At 54.2% G+C, this 14,948-nt stretch carries 15 protein-coding genes; 9 read left to right on the top strand and 6 right to left on the bottom strand.

Annotated elements, in window-relative coordinates; translation table 11 throughout:
• Nucleotides 1–53 precede the first annotated feature (53 nt).
• Nucleotides 54–1,823 (top strand): ABC transporter ATP-binding protein, encoded by a 1,770-nt coding sequence (locus ACKQTC_RS04675; RefSeq protein ID WP_408977274.1) that lies wholly within the window; start codon nucleotides 54–56, stop codon nucleotides 1,821–1,823.
• Nucleotides 1,820–3,544, top strand: coding sequence for an ABC transporter ATP-binding protein (locus tag ACKQTC_RS04670; protein ID WP_408977273.1), 1,725 nt, complete (start codon nucleotides 1,820–1,822; stop codon nucleotides 3,542–3,544). The genes ACKQTC_RS04675 and ACKQTC_RS04670 overlap by 4 nt, the downstream gene beginning before the upstream one ends.
• A 308-nt stretch (nucleotides 3,545–3,852) precedes the next feature.
• Here ACKQTC_RS04670 and ACKQTC_RS04665 read toward each other — a convergent pair whose 3' ends face one another.
• Complete coding sequence (locus ACKQTC_RS04665) at nucleotides 3,853–5,787, bottom strand: aconitate hydratase (RefSeq protein WP_408977272.1); 1,935 nt, start codon at nucleotides 5,785–5,787, stop codon at nucleotides 3,853–3,855.
• Between the two features lie 238 nt (nucleotides 5,788–6,025).
• Here ACKQTC_RS04665 and ACKQTC_RS04660 point away from each other — a divergent pair, with 238 nt between their 5' ends.
• The 4 genes from ACKQTC_RS04660 (at nucleotide 6,026) to ACKQTC_RS04645 (ending at nucleotide 9,203) form a co-directional block, all read left to right on the top strand.
• Complete coding sequence (locus ACKQTC_RS04660; protein ID WP_408977271.1) at nucleotides 6,026–6,742, top strand: ComF family protein; 717 nt, start codon at nucleotides 6,026–6,028, stop codon at nucleotides 6,740–6,742.
• A 102-nt stretch (nucleotides 6,743–6,844) separates the two neighbouring features.
• Complete coding sequence (locus ACKQTC_RS04655) at nucleotides 6,845–7,690, top strand: basic amino acid ABC transporter substrate-binding protein (RefSeq protein WP_408977270.1); 846 nt, start codon at nucleotides 6,845–6,847, stop codon at nucleotides 7,688–7,690.
• 69 nt (nucleotides 7,691–7,759) lie between these two features.
• Entirely contained in the window at nucleotides 7,760–8,470 is a 711-nt protein-coding gene (locus ACKQTC_RS04650) for an amino acid ABC transporter permease (RefSeq protein WP_408977269.1), read from the top strand.
• Nucleotides 8,471–8,480: 10 nt separating this feature from the next.
• On the top strand, nucleotides 8,481–9,203 hold the full coding sequence (locus tag ACKQTC_RS04645) for an amino acid ABC transporter ATP-binding protein (RefSeq protein ID WP_408977268.1): 723 nt from the start codon (nucleotides 8,481–8,483) through the stop codon (nucleotides 9,201–9,203).
• 50 nt (nucleotides 9,204–9,253) lie between these two features.
• On the opposite strand, the gene folK is transcribed toward ACKQTC_RS04645, so the two are convergent.
• Genes folK through ACKQTC_RS04620 form a run of 5 tightly spaced genes read right to left on the bottom strand, consistent with a single transcriptional unit; the run spans nucleotide 9,254 to nucleotide 13,244 of the window.
• Entirely contained in the window at nucleotides 9,254–10,081 is an 828-nt protein-coding gene (gene folK / locus ACKQTC_RS04640) for a 2-amino-4-hydroxy-6-hydroxymethyldihydropteridine diphosphokinase (protein ID WP_408977267.1), read from the bottom strand.
• Complete coding sequence (folP, locus tag ACKQTC_RS04635; RefSeq protein ID WP_408977266.1) at nucleotides 10,068–10,892, bottom strand: dihydropteroate synthase; 825 nt, start codon at nucleotides 10,890–10,892, stop codon at nucleotides 10,068–10,070. Before folP ends, folK begins: the two co-directional genes overlap by 14 nt.
• A 29-nt stretch (nucleotides 10,893–10,921) precedes the next feature.
• Nucleotides 10,922–11,398 carry an HD domain-containing protein gene (locus ACKQTC_RS04630; RefSeq protein ID WP_408977265.1) on the bottom strand — a complete coding sequence of 159 codons (477 nt, stop codon included), beginning with the start codon at nucleotides 11,396–11,398 and terminating at the stop codon, nucleotides 10,922–10,924.
• Nucleotides 11,395–11,949 carry a GTP cyclohydrolase I FolE gene (gene folE / locus ACKQTC_RS04625; RefSeq protein WP_408977357.1) on the bottom strand — a complete coding sequence of 185 codons (555 nt, stop codon included), beginning with the start codon at nucleotides 11,947–11,949 and terminating at the stop codon, nucleotides 11,395–11,397. Before folE ends, ACKQTC_RS04630 begins: the two co-directional genes overlap by 4 nt.
• Nucleotides 11,949–13,244 carry a bifunctional folylpolyglutamate synthase/dihydrofolate synthase gene (locus ACKQTC_RS04620; protein WP_408977264.1) on the bottom strand — a complete coding sequence of 432 codons (1,296 nt, stop codon included), beginning with the start codon at nucleotides 13,242–13,244 and terminating at the stop codon, nucleotides 11,949–11,951. Before ACKQTC_RS04620 ends, folE begins: the two co-directional genes overlap by 1 nt.
• A 269-nt stretch (nucleotides 13,245–13,513) precedes the next feature.
• Between ACKQTC_RS04620 and ACKQTC_RS04615 the strand changes: the two genes are divergently transcribed.
• From ACKQTC_RS04615 to ACKQTC_RS04605, 3 genes are all read left to right on the top strand, one after another.
• Complete coding sequence (locus tag ACKQTC_RS04615; RefSeq protein WP_408977263.1) at nucleotides 13,514–13,705, top strand: hypothetical protein; 192 nt, start codon at nucleotides 13,514–13,516, stop codon at nucleotides 13,703–13,705.
• Nucleotides 13,698–14,483, top strand: coding sequence for a glycerophosphodiester phosphodiesterase family protein (locus tag ACKQTC_RS04610; RefSeq protein ID WP_408977262.1), 786 nt, complete (start codon nucleotides 13,698–13,700; stop codon nucleotides 14,481–14,483). Before ACKQTC_RS04615 ends, ACKQTC_RS04610 begins: the two co-directional genes overlap by 8 nt.
• Before the next feature lie 76 nt (nucleotides 14,484–14,559).
• The gene (locus ACKQTC_RS04605; protein WP_408977261.1) at nucleotides 14,560–14,898 is read left to right on the top strand and encodes a CGGC domain-containing protein; all 339 of its coding nucleotides are present in this window, start codon (nucleotides 14,560–14,562) and stop codon (nucleotides 14,896–14,898) included.
• Nucleotides 14,899–14,948 lie beyond the last annotated feature (50 nt).

Here is a 14,948-nt window from a genome sequence, read left to right as displayed (position 1 = left end):
CTTTGTTTTAGGCAAAAGAACGAACTCGTTCTGTAAAAGGGAGGAAGATTAGTATGAAAAAGAAACCATCTATAGGGGAGGTACTTTCCTATAGCGAAACAGGAAGAGGCGGCCTCCTAGCTGGGATAACTTGCATCAGTCTAGGTACCCTCTTAAGTATAGGGCCTATTTTAGCTATATATGAGGTCATTAAATCCCTATTTGTATCCGGCCGTGTTGACCCTGCAGCCATTCAGTTTTGTATTCTTGGGCTGATAGCTATTATTGCAGCCTATCTTCTAACGTATATCGGTAGTATTGCCTGTCATCGGTTTTCCTACCGGTTGATTGCTAATCTTAAAAAGAAGCTATTACACCATATTGGCGGTTTACCCTTAGGCTTTTTTACAGGCGACCGGCAATCTAAAATGAGGCAGATACTGGGGTCTGATATGAACCAAATAGAAGGCTATTTTTCTCATCAGTTACCAAACCTTGTTTCAACCCTAGTCCTTATGATAGGGATGCTGTTTGTTTTGTTTAAGATGCATGTGATTTTAGGGCTTGTTAGCCTAGGGACTATTCTTTTAGGGCTTGGACTTCAATTTGCAATCATGGCCAAGATTATTAAATCCGGTGGCCTTGCTGAAAATTTTAAGATTCTCGACAGGATTAATTCCGCTACGACCGAGTATGTTAAAGGAATGCCTGAAGTGAAGATATTTGGGAGCAGCGGAAAAGCATTAAAAAATTTTTCAAAGGCCGTTATCGATTATAGAGATTTTACAAGTTCAATGACACGAATGATCAGACCGGGCTTTGTATCTTTTAGGGTATGCATTCTCTCAATTGCTACATTTATTGTACCTGTAGGGATTGCTCTATTATCAAAGCGCTATAGCCTGGATATGGTAACCACCCTTGTCTTTTTTCTGATTATAGCCCCGGCCATGAGTGTGCCGGCTTTAAAGCTTCGTGGTTTTGCGGAAGGGATGAACTTGCTCGGTGAAGTGGTTGCTAGAATGGATGCCCTGGTCAAGGAGCAGGTCATGTTAAGCGGTTCTAATGAGGGGGCTATAAAAGATGCTGGTCTTAGATTTAATAATGTAAGCTTTTCCTATGGCGAAACAAGGGTTTTGAAAAATATCAGCTTTTATGCAAAGCAAGGGGAGGTGACGGCCCTGGTTGGCTATTCCGGGGCTGGAAAGTCTACGATAGGGACCTTGATTCCCAGGTTTTATGATCCCCAAGAAGGTACGATTGAGATAGGTGGCGTAGACATTAAAAATATACCGCTTAACACATTAATGAACCAGATTGCCTTTGTCTTCCAAGACAGCGACCTTATGACAGATACCGTTTTTAATAATATTGCTATGGCCAAGAAGGAGGCCAGTAGGGAAGAGGTCATTGAGGCTGCTAAAAAAGCCCGATGCCATGATTTTATTCAAAAGCTCCCGGAGGGGTATGAAACGCCATTAGGAAAGGGCACTTATCTTTCAGGTGGGGAAAAACAGCGGCTTGCTGTCGCAAGGGCCATTTTGAAAAATGCCCCGATTTTGGTTTTAGATGAAGCGACTAGTTTTGCGGATGCTGAGAATGAATACCTCATGCAAGAGGCCCTGTCGGTGCTGGCGAAGGATAAGACCGTGATTATGATCGCTCATAGACTGAATACCATAGAAAATGCGAATCAGATTTTAGTGATATCTAATGGAAGTATTGTAGAAAGAGGCAAGCATGATGAATTACTGGCTAAAGAGGGCATTTACAAAGGGCTCTTTAATACTTATCAGGAAACAAATCATTGGACAATGGAGATAGAGGGGAGGGAAAAGCAATGATCAGGAATATTACCTTGGGCAGCCCCGGCAATATTAGCAAAGCGCTTATTTTAAATATTTTAGCTTCGGTAGCTAACCTCATCCCCTTTATTGCCTTGGCTAAAATCGTAGAATATCTGTTTTTAAATAGGGCCGGTGGGGCTATAGACACTGGTCTTTTATGGCGGTCTTTTTGCGTTATGGCAGTGTTTCTTATTGCGACCTGGGTTTTTGAGAACTTAGCTGCCAAGTATACCTATGAATTGGGCTACAAGCAGGCCGCCGATGGAAGGATAAAATTGGCAGACCATATCAGAAAACTCCCCCTAGGCGCTCTGGCCGGTAAAAGTTCGTCTGAGATTTTCGATACCTTAATGAATGATTTTTTTAAAATTGAAACGGCAATAACCCATGAATTGCCGCAGTTTTTCAGTGGATTATGTGTTGCTATCTTGTGTTCTGTATTGTTTTTGCTGATTGATCTAAGAATGGGCATCGCCATGCTGGTTGGATTACCCCTAGCGGTTGTACTGTTACGGCTGATGCAAAATTTTCAGCAAAGAATCTACTTAAAAGCCAAAGAAATAAATATTAAAGAAGCGGAAGGCATCAATGAGTATATAAGCACGATAAAGACGCTCAAGGCCTATAGCAGCGTAGAAGATTCATTCAATCTGTTAACCGGTGATATTGAAAATGTCAAAAAAACAAATATAGAGCATGAGAGAGGCCTTGGTTCGTTAATAACCTTATCCGGTATGATTTTAAGGATAGGGCTTCCTTTGATGAGCCTGGTCGGGTCTTACTTGTTTTTAGCCGGCGATTTGGCCATCGACACCTTCTTGATGTTTCTCTTTGTGGGGACCAGAGTCTTCGATCCCTTGGAGCTGGCCCTTGCCAATTATGCGGGCCTTCAGGAGGCATCTGTCTCAGGCGAGCGGATTCTCAATTTATTAAATGCCGAGCCCATGCCCGGCCAGGAAGGGCTGGGTGCTCATAATGATATTGACATTGACCAGCTGTCTTTTTCTTATTGCGATTCAAGCGTACTTGAAGATATCACATTAAGGATTAATGAAAATGAATTAACGGCCTTCGTTGGGCCTTCCGGTTCTGGGAAATCGACCCTGGTTAAGCTCATATCAAGATTTTACGATCCGGATCAGGGGACGATAAAAGTCGGTGGTATTCCCCTAGCAGAAGCCGATCCATCAAAAGTGATGGAAAAATTCTCGGTTGTATTTCAAGAGGCTTATCTTTTTAAGGATACGATTTATAACAATATTAAATTTGGCAGAGAAGATGTGAGCGAAGAGGAAGTCATCAGGGCAGCAAAAATGGCAGGGGCCTATGACTTTATTATGCAAAAGGAAAAAGGCTTTGAAACGATGGTTGGCCAAGCTGGCGCGACCCTATCCGGTGGTGAAAAACAAAGAATATCCATCGCTAGAGCTATATTAAAAGATGCCCCTATCATCCTGCTTGATGAGGCGACTTCCTTTCTTGACCCTGAAAATGAAAGGATTGTACAGCAGGCCATCTCCAATCTCATAAAAAATAAAACGGTTATCGTTGTTGCCCATAAACTAAGAAGTGTCGTGGGGGCTGATAAAATCGTTGTATTGAATCAGGGGCGGGTGGTAGAAGTCGGCAGGCATGATAGCCTTATGGAGAAAGATGGACTTTATAAGGCACTTTGGACTTATCAGGAAAAGTCCAAAACATGGCAGATGACGGCTTAAGGGCTTAAATAGCAGCAGGATAGAAAGCGAATGGCTATTCACTGGGGATAAGAGGCCTTGCCGGAAGGTATCAAAATAGGGGCCTATACCCTGCGTCTCCTGTAAACAGTCCTTGCTTTTCCGATAAGTATTGGCATAAGCATTAGCCCCTCCGTGCATAGTTTGTGGTGACCTTTACTATGCACGAAGGGGCCTTCCTAGAGGCCTGAATGAAAAGAAAAAGCCTCAGGCCCGTCTCACACTGAGACGGGCCTGAGGCTTTTATGGATCGGTTGATGGGGTCCTTTATTTTAATTGAAATGCTGTACTTACTTTTCTTGTTCAGCCTTAATGGTAGCCAGGAGGCCGCCGGCTAAGAGGAGGTCTTCCTGGCGGCTGCCGAGGTCGATTTTTAGGGAGAGGGGCCGGTCGAGGCCTTCTACTTCAACGTCAACCTGGCCGGTCTTGATTTGGGCCGGGAGGTTTTTGAAGGTGAGCTTGGCCCCTTCCTTGACCAGGTCATAGTCGGCCGGGTCGGCGAAGGTCAGGGGGAGGATGCCGTTGTTAATGAGGTTGGCCTTGTGGATCCGGGCAAAGCTCTTGGCAATGACAGCCCGGACGCCCAGGTAGAGGGGGCAGAGGGCAGCGTGTTCCCGGCTGGACCCCTGGCCGTAGTTTTCCCCGGCAACGACCACCGGGGCGGCCCCGGTCATGGCCTTACATTTTTCCGGGAAGTCCGGGTCTGCCGGGGTCAGGCAGAAGTTGGACAGGTAGGGGACATTGGACCGGAAGGGCAGGAGCTTGGCATTGGAGGGGGCGATGTGGTCAGTGGTGATGTTGTCTTCCAGGTGGGTGGCCACTTGCCCTTCCAGGGTTTCCGGTACCGGTTGGCCGACGGGGCAGTCCTTAATGTTGGGCCCCTTGACCAGGTCAGTTTGGCCAATGGCCTCTTCAGATGGCGGAATAAAGAGGTTGTGGTCAATCTGGAAGGCTTCCGGATGCTGGATGCCCTGGAATTTTTCTTCGCCGTAGGGGTCGGTGACCACGCCATGGATGGCGGTCATGGCGCAGGTTTCCGGACTGGCCAGGTAGACATCTGCACTGGCTGTCCCGCTCCGGGCGTAAAAGTTCCGGTTAAAGGACCGGAGGGAGACGCCGTCGGTATTGGGGGCCTGGCCCATGCCGATACAGGGGCCGCAGCCGCATTCGAGGATCCGGGCGCCGGCTTCGATAAAGATGGACAGGAGGCCGTCATCGGCCAGCCGCTTGAGAATCTGTCGGGAGCCCGGGGAGATGACCAGGGACACATTGGGGTTGACCCGGTTGCCCTTTAAGACGGCGGCCACCTTGGCCAGGTCTACATAAGAGGAGTTGGTGCAGGAGCCGATGGCCACCTGGTTGACCTTGAGCCCGGCCTTGTCCGCTACCGGAACGACAGCGTCCGGGCTGTGGGGGCAGGCCAGGAGGGGGCGGAGGTCATTTAAGTTGATTTCAATGGTTTTAGCATACTGGGCATCAGGGTCAGCGGCCAGGGCCTGCCAGTCATCTTCCCGACCGAAGGAGGCCAGGTAGGTCCGGGTCAGGTCATCAGAGGGGAAGATGGAGGTGGTGGCCCCCAGTTCAGCGCCCATGTTGGTGATGGTGGCCCGTTCCGGTACGGTCAGGGTCTGGACCCCGTCGCCGGTGTATTCGTAGACCTTGTTGACCCCACCTTTGACGCTTTCCCGGCGGAGGACTTCCAAGATAATGTCCTTGGCAGCCACCCCGGCAGATAAGCGGCCGGTCAGGCGGACTTCAATGACCTCCGGCATGGTGATGTAGTAGGGGCGGCCGGCCATGGCGGCGGCTACGTCGACCCCACCGGCACCGATGGCAATCATGCCGATCCCGCCACCGGTGGGGGTGTGGGAGTCGGACCCGATTAGGGTCTTGCCGGGGATGCCGAAGTTTTCCAGGTGGACCTGGTGGCAAATGCCGTTGCCGGCCTTGGACAGCCAGATGCCGTAGTCGGCAGCGGCGCTTTGGATAAAGAGGTGGTCGTCAAAGTTTTCCGGGCCGCTTTGCAGCATATTGTGGTCAATATAGGCCACAGAACGTTCCGTCCGGACCCGGGGCGGATCCATAGCTTCCAGCTCCAGGTAGGCCATGGTCCCGGTAGAGTCCTGGGTTAAGGTTTGATCAATTTTAAGGCCGATCTCATTGCCCGGCACCATTTCGCCGTCCACCAGGTGGGCTGCAATGATTTTTTCGGTTAATGTCGCCATAAATACCCTCCATTTCGTGTTGAGCTGCATCTTACATACAGGTAATATCATTTTATACAATGACTACCGACCTCGTCAAGCAAGGGAGGGGGCGGCCCTTGCCAAGGCGGCGGCTTTTTGTTACAATAGGGTCAGGATCAGCAGAGCGGTTTCTGATCGCTCTAGGGATCGGCTTCAGCAACCGGTCCACACTAAGCCACTCTTCGGAGTGGCTTTTTTTATTAGGAGGGGAGTTCAGATGAAAGGCTCTTTTTTAAGGGGGCTCTTGGAAGTCATCCTGCCAACCCCGCGGAACTGCCTCTTTTGCCAGGAGGCCATCGGGGGCTTTGGCCTTTGCGAGACCTGTGCAGCCGCCTATGAGAAAAAAGCCCGGCTCAATGGCCAATGCCAGCGGTGCGGCAGCTTTGGCGTTTGCGGCCGGTCCTGTGACGTTTGCCGGCACTGGCCCAAGTACCTGGTCCGGGTCCGGGCCGTTTGGCCCTATGAAAAAGAGGCTCGGGAGGCCATCCTGGCCTATAAGTACCACCAGCAGCCCTGGATGGCCAAGGGCCTGGCCCAGGCCAGTATCGGTTACCTGCCGGCCGGGGTGGAAGTCCTGGTGCCGGTCCCCCTCCACGCCAGTCGGTACCGGGAAAGGGGCTATAACCAGAGCAGCCTCCTGGCCAAGGCCCTGGCCGCAACCGGCGGGCCGCCGGTGGTTGAAGCCCTTCGTCGGACTAAGGCCACCCCCCACCAGGTGGGCCTATCCAAGGCAGCCCGGCTCCATAACCTGGACGGGGCCATTGCGGTGGCCAGGCCGGAAGCCATTGCCGGCAGGCACATCTGCCTGGTGGACGACGTCATTACCACTGGGTCTACCATTGAGCACTGCGCCCGGGCTTTGCATACCGCCGGGGCCAAAGCGGTCAGCGCCCTGGTCCTGGCCGCCGGTTTTTCGACCCTGGCCGGTCGCTAAATAAAAAATTTGACATATTTTTTGCATAAGGCTTGCATTTTTATGCAAAAAATTGTATAATGCCATCAGACTTTAGAAATAATGAATAGGGGAGAGAAAAAAATGAAGAAAATTTTAGCATCCATCTTGGCGCTCGCCTTGAGCGTATCTGTTTTAACCGCCTGTGGCGGCGGCTCTGGGGACAGCGATAGCACAGCAGCACCTGACGCCAGCTCCAGCGCCCAAAGTTCATCCAATGCCATCGTTGTAGGGACCAACCCGACCTTTGCCCCCTTTGAATTCCAAAATGATAAGGGTGAAATGCAGGGCTTTGACCTGGACCTCTTACGGGCCATCGGGGAAGAAGCCGGCTTTGATGTGGAGTTCAAGAGCCTGTCCTTTGATGCCTTAACCGCTGCTGTCCAAAATGGTGAAATCGACGCCATTGCAGCCGGTATGAGCATCACCCCGGACCGTCAAAAACAACTGCTCTTCTCCAAGCCTTACATGGACGCTTCCTTAGGCATCTATGTAGCCAAGGATACCGATGGTATTAACGGCGTTGGCGACTTAAAAGGCAAAGTGGTTGCTGCCCAACAGGGTACCACCGGTGCCGATGAAGTCCAAGACTTAGCTGACAAACGTCAAATCGGCGAAGCCAAAATCTTGGAAGACTACAACATGTGCTTCTTAGAACTGACCAACGGTGGTGCAGATGCCCTGATCATCGACCTGCCGGTGGCTGAAAACTACATGAAAAACAATGCCGATACCGTTAAAATGGTTGGCGAACCCTATGTTGCTGACTACTATGGGATTGCCATGGCCAAGGACAACACCGAATTAGAACAAAAAATCAACGACGGCTTAGATAAGGTCATCAAGAGCGGCAAATTTGAGGAACTTTGCAAGAAATATGAATTGCCGGTTCCCCAATCCATCATCGATGGCACGGCTAAAGTCGCCTAAGGATCTGGTAAAAAATGAGATGCGAGATTTCTCGCATCTCATTAGTCTTTATAGAGGGAAGGAGTAGCTATGCAGCTTAATTTCTGGGAACACTTTACAGCTGTATTGCCGATTGTCATTAAAGGGGCGGAATTTACCCTGAAGGTCACCGCCATTGCGGTCTTCTTCGGGATCATCATCGGTCTGGCCATGTCTTTAATGAAACTCAGCGGCAATCGGCTCTTAAAAGTTATTGCAAATGTCTATATTGAAGTCTTTCGGGGGACCCCCCTCCTGGTCCAGATCTTCCTCTGGCACTACGGGGTTTCCTCTTTAATCATGGTCATCACCGGGGAAAAATTCTTCTTCCAGGTACTGACCACCGCCTGTGTGGTCCTGGGCTTAAACTCCGGGGCCTATGTGGCGGAAATCTTCCGGGCCGGGATCCAAGGGGTGGATATCGGCCAGGTGGAAGCCGCCCGGTCTCTGGGGATGACCAAGGCCCAGACCCTCCGCCATGTGGTGGTCCCCCAGGCCTGGAAACTGGTTATCCCGCCCCTGGGCAATGAATTTGTGATGCTGTTAAAGGACAGCTCCCTGTTATCTACCATTGGGGCCATGGAAATCATGAAGCGGGGGCAGATTTACATCGGGACCCATGCGGCCCCCTTCCCGGCCTATGTGGCCGTCGCCCTGTGCTACCTGGTCATTACCTTTACCCTGACCCGGTTTATCAATGGCTATGAACGGAAACTCTCCTCCGGCGGCAAGAATGCCCGGAGTATGACGGATATCAGATAGGAGGACCGCCGTGATTGAAATCAAGAACCTGCATAAGTCCTTCGGCAAGTTGGAAGTCCTTCGGGGCATCAATGAAACCATTGCCGATGGTGAAGTGGTCTCCATCATTGGGCCGTCCGGCAGCGGGAAGAGTACCTTCTTACGCTGTCTCAACCTCTTGGAAGAACCCACCGAAGGGCACATTTTAATTAACGGGGAAGATATTACCGACCCCAAGCATGATGTGAATAAGATGCGGGCCCAGGTAGGGATGGTCTTCCAGCGCTTTAACCTCTTCCCTAATAAATCGGTGCTGGAAAACATCACCCTGGCCCCTATTAATGTCCTCAAAATCTCCAAGGCGGAGGCTGAAGACCGGGCCCGGTCCCTGCTGAAAACGGTAGGCCTGTCCGATAAGGCGGACAACTACCCCCACAGCCTGTCCGGCGGCCAGCAGCAACGGGTGGCCATCGCCCGGGCCCTGGCCATGCAGCCCCGTTACCTGCTCTTTGACGAGCCGACCTCAGCCCTGGACCCGGAAATGGTCGGGGAGGTACTGGCCGTTATCAAGGGCCTGACCCAAACGGGGATGACTTTGGTTATCGTCACCCACGAAATGGGCTTTGCCCGGGAAGTTAGTGACCGGGTCTTCTTTATTGACCAAGGTATTGTCATGGAAAAGGGGAGCCCGGAAGATATCTTCGGCAACCCCCAAGTGGACCGGACCAAGGACTTTTTGGCCAAGGTTTTATAAGACAAAGCAAAAGGCTGTATCGAATGATTTTTATTCGATACAGCGTTTTTTTATGGCTTTTCTTTGGCGGTCAGGGCCTGCCAGACCTCTTCAACGGTTTGGCCGGTCAGGGGGTCCCGGTAATAGGGGGCAATCTCCCTTAAAGGCTCTAAGACAAAGGCCCGGTCCCGGTAACGGGGGTGGGGGAGGTAGAGCCGGGGGTTCTCGCTGACCAGGTCCCCGTAAAAAATCATGTCACAGTCCAGGGGCCGGCTGCCCCATTTTTCCTCGCGGACCCGGCCGGCTTGATCCTCCAGGCCCTGGAGGAGGCGGAGGCACTCTCGGGGCAGGAGGCAGGTATCCAGTAAGAGGGCCCCGTTTAAGTAGGGGGCTTCCTGCCGGCGGCCGACGGCCGGGGTCTCAATAAAGGAGGCGATCTTTTTCAGCCGGATGCCCTCGCTGGCCTCTAGGGCTTCAATGGCTGTACAGAGGGTGGCCAGGCGGTCGCCTTCATTGGCCCCCAGGGCCACCACCACCGGGTGCCAGCGGCGGTTGATGGTGATGGAGGCCGTATCCAGGGGGAGGCCAATAGGCGCCCAGGGCTTGGCAATGGTCAATTCCAGCCCATGGACCGGCGGAAAGGTCAGGAGGAGCTGGCGGGCCAACTGCTCGGCAGCGGTTTCCAGAAGCTTGACGGTATGGGCCTGGAAAAAACGCTGGGCTTCATGGCAAACGGCCCCGTAGTCGACTCCCCGGGAGAGGTCATCCCGCATGCCGGCGTGGCTGGTGACCACCTCCAGCTTGAGGCTGATTTCAAAGCGCTGGCCGAGTTTGTTTTCCTCGGGAAACAGGCCATGGTTGGCAAAGACCACCAGACGGTCAATTTTAAGATAATCCATAGCCGTCCCTTTCTATGGCCATGGCTACGTCCAGGGCTTCCTTGTTGACCTTGACATTGTGGACCCGGAAAATCCGGGCCCCCTTGAGGTAGCCATAGACAGTGGTGGCGGCGGTGGCCAGGTCCCGGTCAGGGGCCGGCCGGTCGACAATGCTACCCAGTAGCCGCTTGCGGGAGGTCCCCAGGAGGACCGGGTAGCCCAGGGCCACTAACTCATCAAGCCGGTGGATGACCTCCGCATCTTCCGGCCGGGTCTTAGCAAAGCCCACGCCCGGATCCAGGATGAGCTGGTCCTTTTGGCAGCCGGCCGCCAGGGCCAGGTCTACCTGCTTTTGGATATCGGCCCACACGTCTTGGGGGTAGGCGGTGTAATGAGGGGCCTCATCGTTGTGCATGAGGCAGTAGGCCACGCCGGTTTCTGCAATGAGCGGGGCCATGGCCGGGTCATACTTGAGCCCCCAAATGTCATTGATCAGGTGGGCCCCGACATCAATGGCGGCCCGGGCAGTGCCGGCCCGGTAGCAGTCAATGGAAATGGGGACATCGAAGCGGGCCCTGACGGCCTCAATAATAGGGATAATCCGGCTACATTCCTCATCGATGGAAATTTGCACATGGCCCGGCCGGGTTGATTCGCCGCCAATATCTAAAATGGCGCAACCGTCAGCGAGCATGTCTTCGACATGGGCCAGGGCCCGGTCCATATCATTCCACTTGCCCCCATCCGAGAAGGAATCGGGGGTGACATTTAAGATGCCCATGATATAGGCATCCGGTCCGGTAAAGTCAAAATTTTTCTGACCGATATACATAAGGGGCCTCCATTTCTTGATTAAGGGTCTTAATAGCGGGGGTAGGCGTTTTTGCGGTCGGTTGGCCAGTGGCAGCTATCTGTCGCCGGGCACTGGTAGCAGGGCCGGGACAGGCTATCGGCCAGGGAAAAGGCCTCCAGCAGGTTGCTGGGGGCAGCCGGGCCGCGCCAGCCATGGCCCTCGATGAGCCGGATGACCTCCGGCCGGCGGTCGGCCGGAAAGCCGATGGCTTCCAGCCACTGGTTGGCCAATTGGGCACTGGCAAGGGGGTGGTCGGCCTGGCCCTTGTCCAGCCGGCCCAGGTCATGCATGAGGGCGGCCAGGTAGACCACGTCCTTGTCCGCAGGAATATCAAAATCAGCGCAAATCAGCATGGTCACCCGGGCCACATCGAGGAAGTGGTCCAGGTTGTGCTTGCAGTAAATACGGTCGGCTTCCTGGTTTTCCAGGGCCCTCAAGGCCTGCCGGTAAGATTCTAGGGCCAAGAGGCGGGCGAGGTAACTCATTGACCTATCAGGCTCAAGACCTGGCCTTGGCGGGCGAAGTCATCGGTGAAGATGCCCCGGGTGGCAATGGTGGTGGTCTTGCTGCCCGGTTTCTTGACCCCCCGCATGGTCATGCACATATGCTCGGCGGTGATGACCACCATGACCCCTTCAGTGTGGAGTTCATTCATGATGGCCTCGGCAATCTGGTCACCCATCTGTTCCTGGAGTTGGAGCCGGCGGGCAAAGGTTTCCACCGTCCGGGCCAGCTTGGACAGGCCGACCACTTCATTCCCCGGCAGGTAGGCAATGTGGGCAGTCCCATAAAAGGGGAGGAGGTGGTGTTCGCAGAGGGAGTAGAAGGGGATGTCCTTTTCCAAAAGGAGGCCGGAGCCTTCCACCGGGAACCGTTTGCCCAAGTGGATGGCCGGGTCTTCAGCCCGACCGGCCAGGAGTTCCTGGTACATGGTAGCTACCCGTTTAGGGGTTTCGATGAGGCCGTCCCTATGGATGTCTTCCCCGAGGGCCTCCAGTAAGTCTCTAACTGCTTGTTCGGCTTTTTCCTGGTTGATCATAGCATCTCACTTTCTTCTAGTAGACATTGGCGGGCCGCCTCCAAGTGGGAGAGGGACCCGCAAATGATAAAGTAGTCGTTATCCCGGGCACTGCTTTTAATGTAGCGAATGGCCTCCTCGAGCCGGGGCTTGAGGGTGACTTGGCAGGCCGGGGCCTGGGTCTCGGCCAGGGTGGCCAGGTCTTGGGCCGGCATGGACCGGTCGGTATTGATTTCGGTAATGATGAGTTCGTCGGCCCGGCCATTTAAGAGGGCCAGCATGCCGGCGGCGTCCTTGTCCTTGAAAATATGGAGGAGGACCCGCCAGCGGCCCTGGGGGGCGATATGGTCCATATTGTCCACCAGGACGGCCATGGCCGGGGGGTTATGGGCCCCGTCCAGGTAAAGGGGCCGGCTAAAGGGCAGCCTCTCCATCCGGGCCGGCCAGCTGGTGGCCAAAAGGCCCTGCCGGCAGTCCTTTTCGCTGATGGTATAGCCCAGGTCGCGCAGGACCTCGACACATAAGAGGGCTCCGGCGGCATTGGTGGCCTGGTGGAGGCCCAGGAGGGCCGTCTGGTAAGGCTCTCCCCGGTAGCTAAAGGCCTCCCGGCCATCCACCGGGCCTAGGGCCTTGACCAGGGTGGGCTCTAGGACATAGAGGGGTGCCTGGTTGGCAGCGGCTCTGACCCGGATGACCTCGGCCGCTGCCGCCGCCTGGGGCCAGGAAACCACCGGCACCCCGGGCTTGATAATACCGGCCTTGGCCTCTGCAATGGCGGTCAGGGTCTGGCCCAGGAGGGCCTGGTGGTCCATACCGATGGCCGTCAGGACGGTGAGGATGGGCTTTTCCACCACATTGGTGGCATCCATCTGCCCGCCCAGGCCGGTTTCCATGAGAAAGACCGTCCGGGGCCCCACCGGGGCTAAGAGCCAGGCAGCGGCCAGCTCCATTTCGAAAACCGTCGGATGGGGCAGGCCGTCTTCAGCCATCCGGTCCGCTGCCTGGGCCACCTGGGTCAGGGCCTGGGCAAAGGCTTCGGCCTCCACCGGCTGGCGGCAGACCATAAAGCGGTCCAGGTAGGTCCGGACCTCCGGCGATGTATAGGAGGCCGTGGTATAGCCGGCTGCCTCTAAGATGGCCGCCAGGTGGGCCACCGTTGACCCCTTGCCATTGGTACCGGCAATATGGATGATCTGAAGCCGCCGGTCCGGATGGTCCAGGTAGGCGGTCAGGTGGGTCATGGTGTCTATCCCATAGACGGACCCCCGCCAGCTGTGTTGATCTAAATAAGCCCTTGCTTCTGAATAATTCACCATAGCCTCCATAAAAAAAGTCCTCTCACCTGAGAGGACCTGACTTGATCTGGGAGCGTTCACCATATCGCAGCCTAAGCATTCGTTCAGCGGCACCCCCTCGTCCGGCTGACACTCTTCGGATAATCCGACACGCATGGTGAACTAGGATCTATTAAAATATTGAACTAATCATAGCACTATTGGCAGGCCTATGCAAGGTATTCCGGCCTTGACATCTGGCCAGAAAAGCCTATAGTAAACCATAATAGAGGAAGGAGGGCGATGACATGACCAAAGAAAACAAGCAACCGGCTGCTGACCAGTCCACCAGCTGCCAGCCATCTGATGACCTGACCTGTGCCGAAGAAGTCCGGCTGGGACTCCTGGATTTATTTGCCGCCATAGATGCTGACCCGGCTGCCCAAGCCGCGCCGGCAGACCCGGCGGATGATTCGAATGAAGGTGATCAAGATGCGTAGGTACAGGGATGCCAAGTTGCGGGATATTTTCATGTCCACCCATTATGCCCACCGGGGGATTCACGACAGCCCGGACTGCCCGGAAAATTCCCTGGCGGCCTTTAAAAAGGCTGTGGACCTGGGCTATGGCATTGAACTGGATGTCCAGGAAAGCCATGACGGCAAACTCGTCATCCACCACGACCTGGACCTGGAGCGGATGACCGGCCTGCCCGGCCTGGTTGGGTCCACCTCCTATGCCCACATGCGGGACCGCCGGCTCAAGGAAACAGACCAGCGGATTCCGACCCTGGCAGAAGTCCTGGCCCTGGTGGATGGCCAGGTGCCCCTTCTCATTGAGGTGAAAAGCTTTCTCCGGCCCAAGCGCTTTGCCGAAGAACTGCGGAGCATCTTGCGGGGCTACCAAGGCCCTTATATGATTGAATCCTTTAACCCCTGGTTCCTGCGGCGCTACTACGCCCTGGATAACCGGGTCTGGCTCGGCCAATTGTCCCAGCACTTTCCCGATGTCCTGGGTCGGCTCTTTTTATCCACCCTTTTGTGCAGCGCCGTCAGCAAACCGGACTTTATTTCTTACAGCATTAAAGCCCCGAACCGGTTTGCCCTTTGGGTCTGCAAGACCATCTTGCGCAAGCCCCTCTTCGGCTGGACGGTCAGAGATGACCAGGCCTACCAGGCCCATAAGGGCTTCTTTGACCTTTTCATCTTTGAACATATCCGGCCGGGCAAACCGGACAATGCAGACATGCAGCGGCTCATGGCCCAGTTGGAGGACTAGGCCTTGCCTTTAGGCCGCTAACAGGCTATAGTGGGCTTATATCTTTTGGAGGATATACTTAGAGGAGGAGATTGAAATGAAACTCGGCATTATTCGCTGCCAACAGACAGAAAACCTCTGTCCCGGCACCAAGTGCCTGCGGGGAGCGCAAAACCATAGCTTCATCTTTGAGGAATTTAAGGACGAACCCATTGAACTGGTCGGCATGGTCAGCTGTGGCGGCTGCCCCGGCAAACAGGTGGGCGTCCGGGCCGCAGATATGATCAAGTGGGGGGCAGATACCATTGCCCTGGCCAGCTGCATCACCCGGGGCAACCCTATCGGTTACGCCTGCCCCTTCCAAGCCAAGCAAAAAGAACTCGTCCGCCGGCAACTGGGCGAAAATGGCCGCTTGCTGGAGTACACCCACGAATAAATAAAGCTAGTGATAAGTGAAAAATAAAAGGTTCTCCTACAAGTAAGAAA

It is taken from the genome of Peptococcus simiae (genome assembly GCF_046097595.1).
GTDB lineage: Bacteria > Bacillota > Peptococcia > Peptococcales > Peptococcaceae > Peptococcus > Peptococcus simiae.
This window is presented reverse-complemented; position numbering and strand designations above follow the sequence as displayed.

Coding starts and splice junctions, on each gene's coding strand:
- ACKQTC_RS04675 (WP_408977274.1), top strand. CDS start 54: ATGAAAAAGAAACCATCTATAGGGGAGGTACTTTCCTATAGCGAAACA.
- ACKQTC_RS04670 (WP_408977273.1), top strand. CDS start 1,820: ATGATCAGGAATATTACCTTGGGCAGCCCCGGCAATATTAGCAAAGCG.
- ACKQTC_RS04665 (WP_408977272.1), bottom strand. CDS start 5,787: ATGGCGACATTAACCGAAAAAATCATTGCAGCCCACCTGGTGGACGGC.
- ACKQTC_RS04660 (WP_408977271.1), top strand. CDS start 6,026: ATGAAAGGCTCTTTTTTAAGGGGGCTCTTGGAAGTCATCCTGCCAACC.
- ACKQTC_RS04655 (WP_408977270.1), top strand. CDS start 6,845: ATGAAGAAAATTTTAGCATCCATCTTGGCGCTCGCCTTGAGCGTATCT.
- ACKQTC_RS04650 (WP_408977269.1), top strand. CDS start 7,760: ATGCAGCTTAATTTCTGGGAACACTTTACAGCTGTATTGCCGATTGTC.
- folK (WP_408977267.1), bottom strand. CDS start 10,081: ATGGATTATCTTAAAATTGACCGTCTGGTGGTCTTTGCCAACCATGGC.
- folP (WP_408977266.1), bottom strand. CDS start 10,892: ATGTATATCGGTCAGAAAAATTTTGACTTTACCGGACCGGATGCCTAT.
- ACKQTC_RS04630 (WP_408977265.1), bottom strand. CDS start 11,398: ATGAGTTACCTCGCCCGCCTCTTGGCCCTAGAATCTTACCGGCAGGCC.
- ACKQTC_RS04615 (WP_408977263.1), top strand. CDS start 13,514: ATGACCAAAGAAAACAAGCAACCGGCTGCTGACCAGTCCACCAGCTGC.
- ACKQTC_RS04610 (WP_408977262.1), top strand. CDS start 13,698: ATGCGTAGGTACAGGGATGCCAAGTTGCGGGATATTTTCATGTCCACC.
- ACKQTC_RS04605 (WP_408977261.1), top strand. CDS start 14,560: ATGAAACTCGGCATTATTCGCTGCCAACAGACAGAAAACCTCTGTCCC.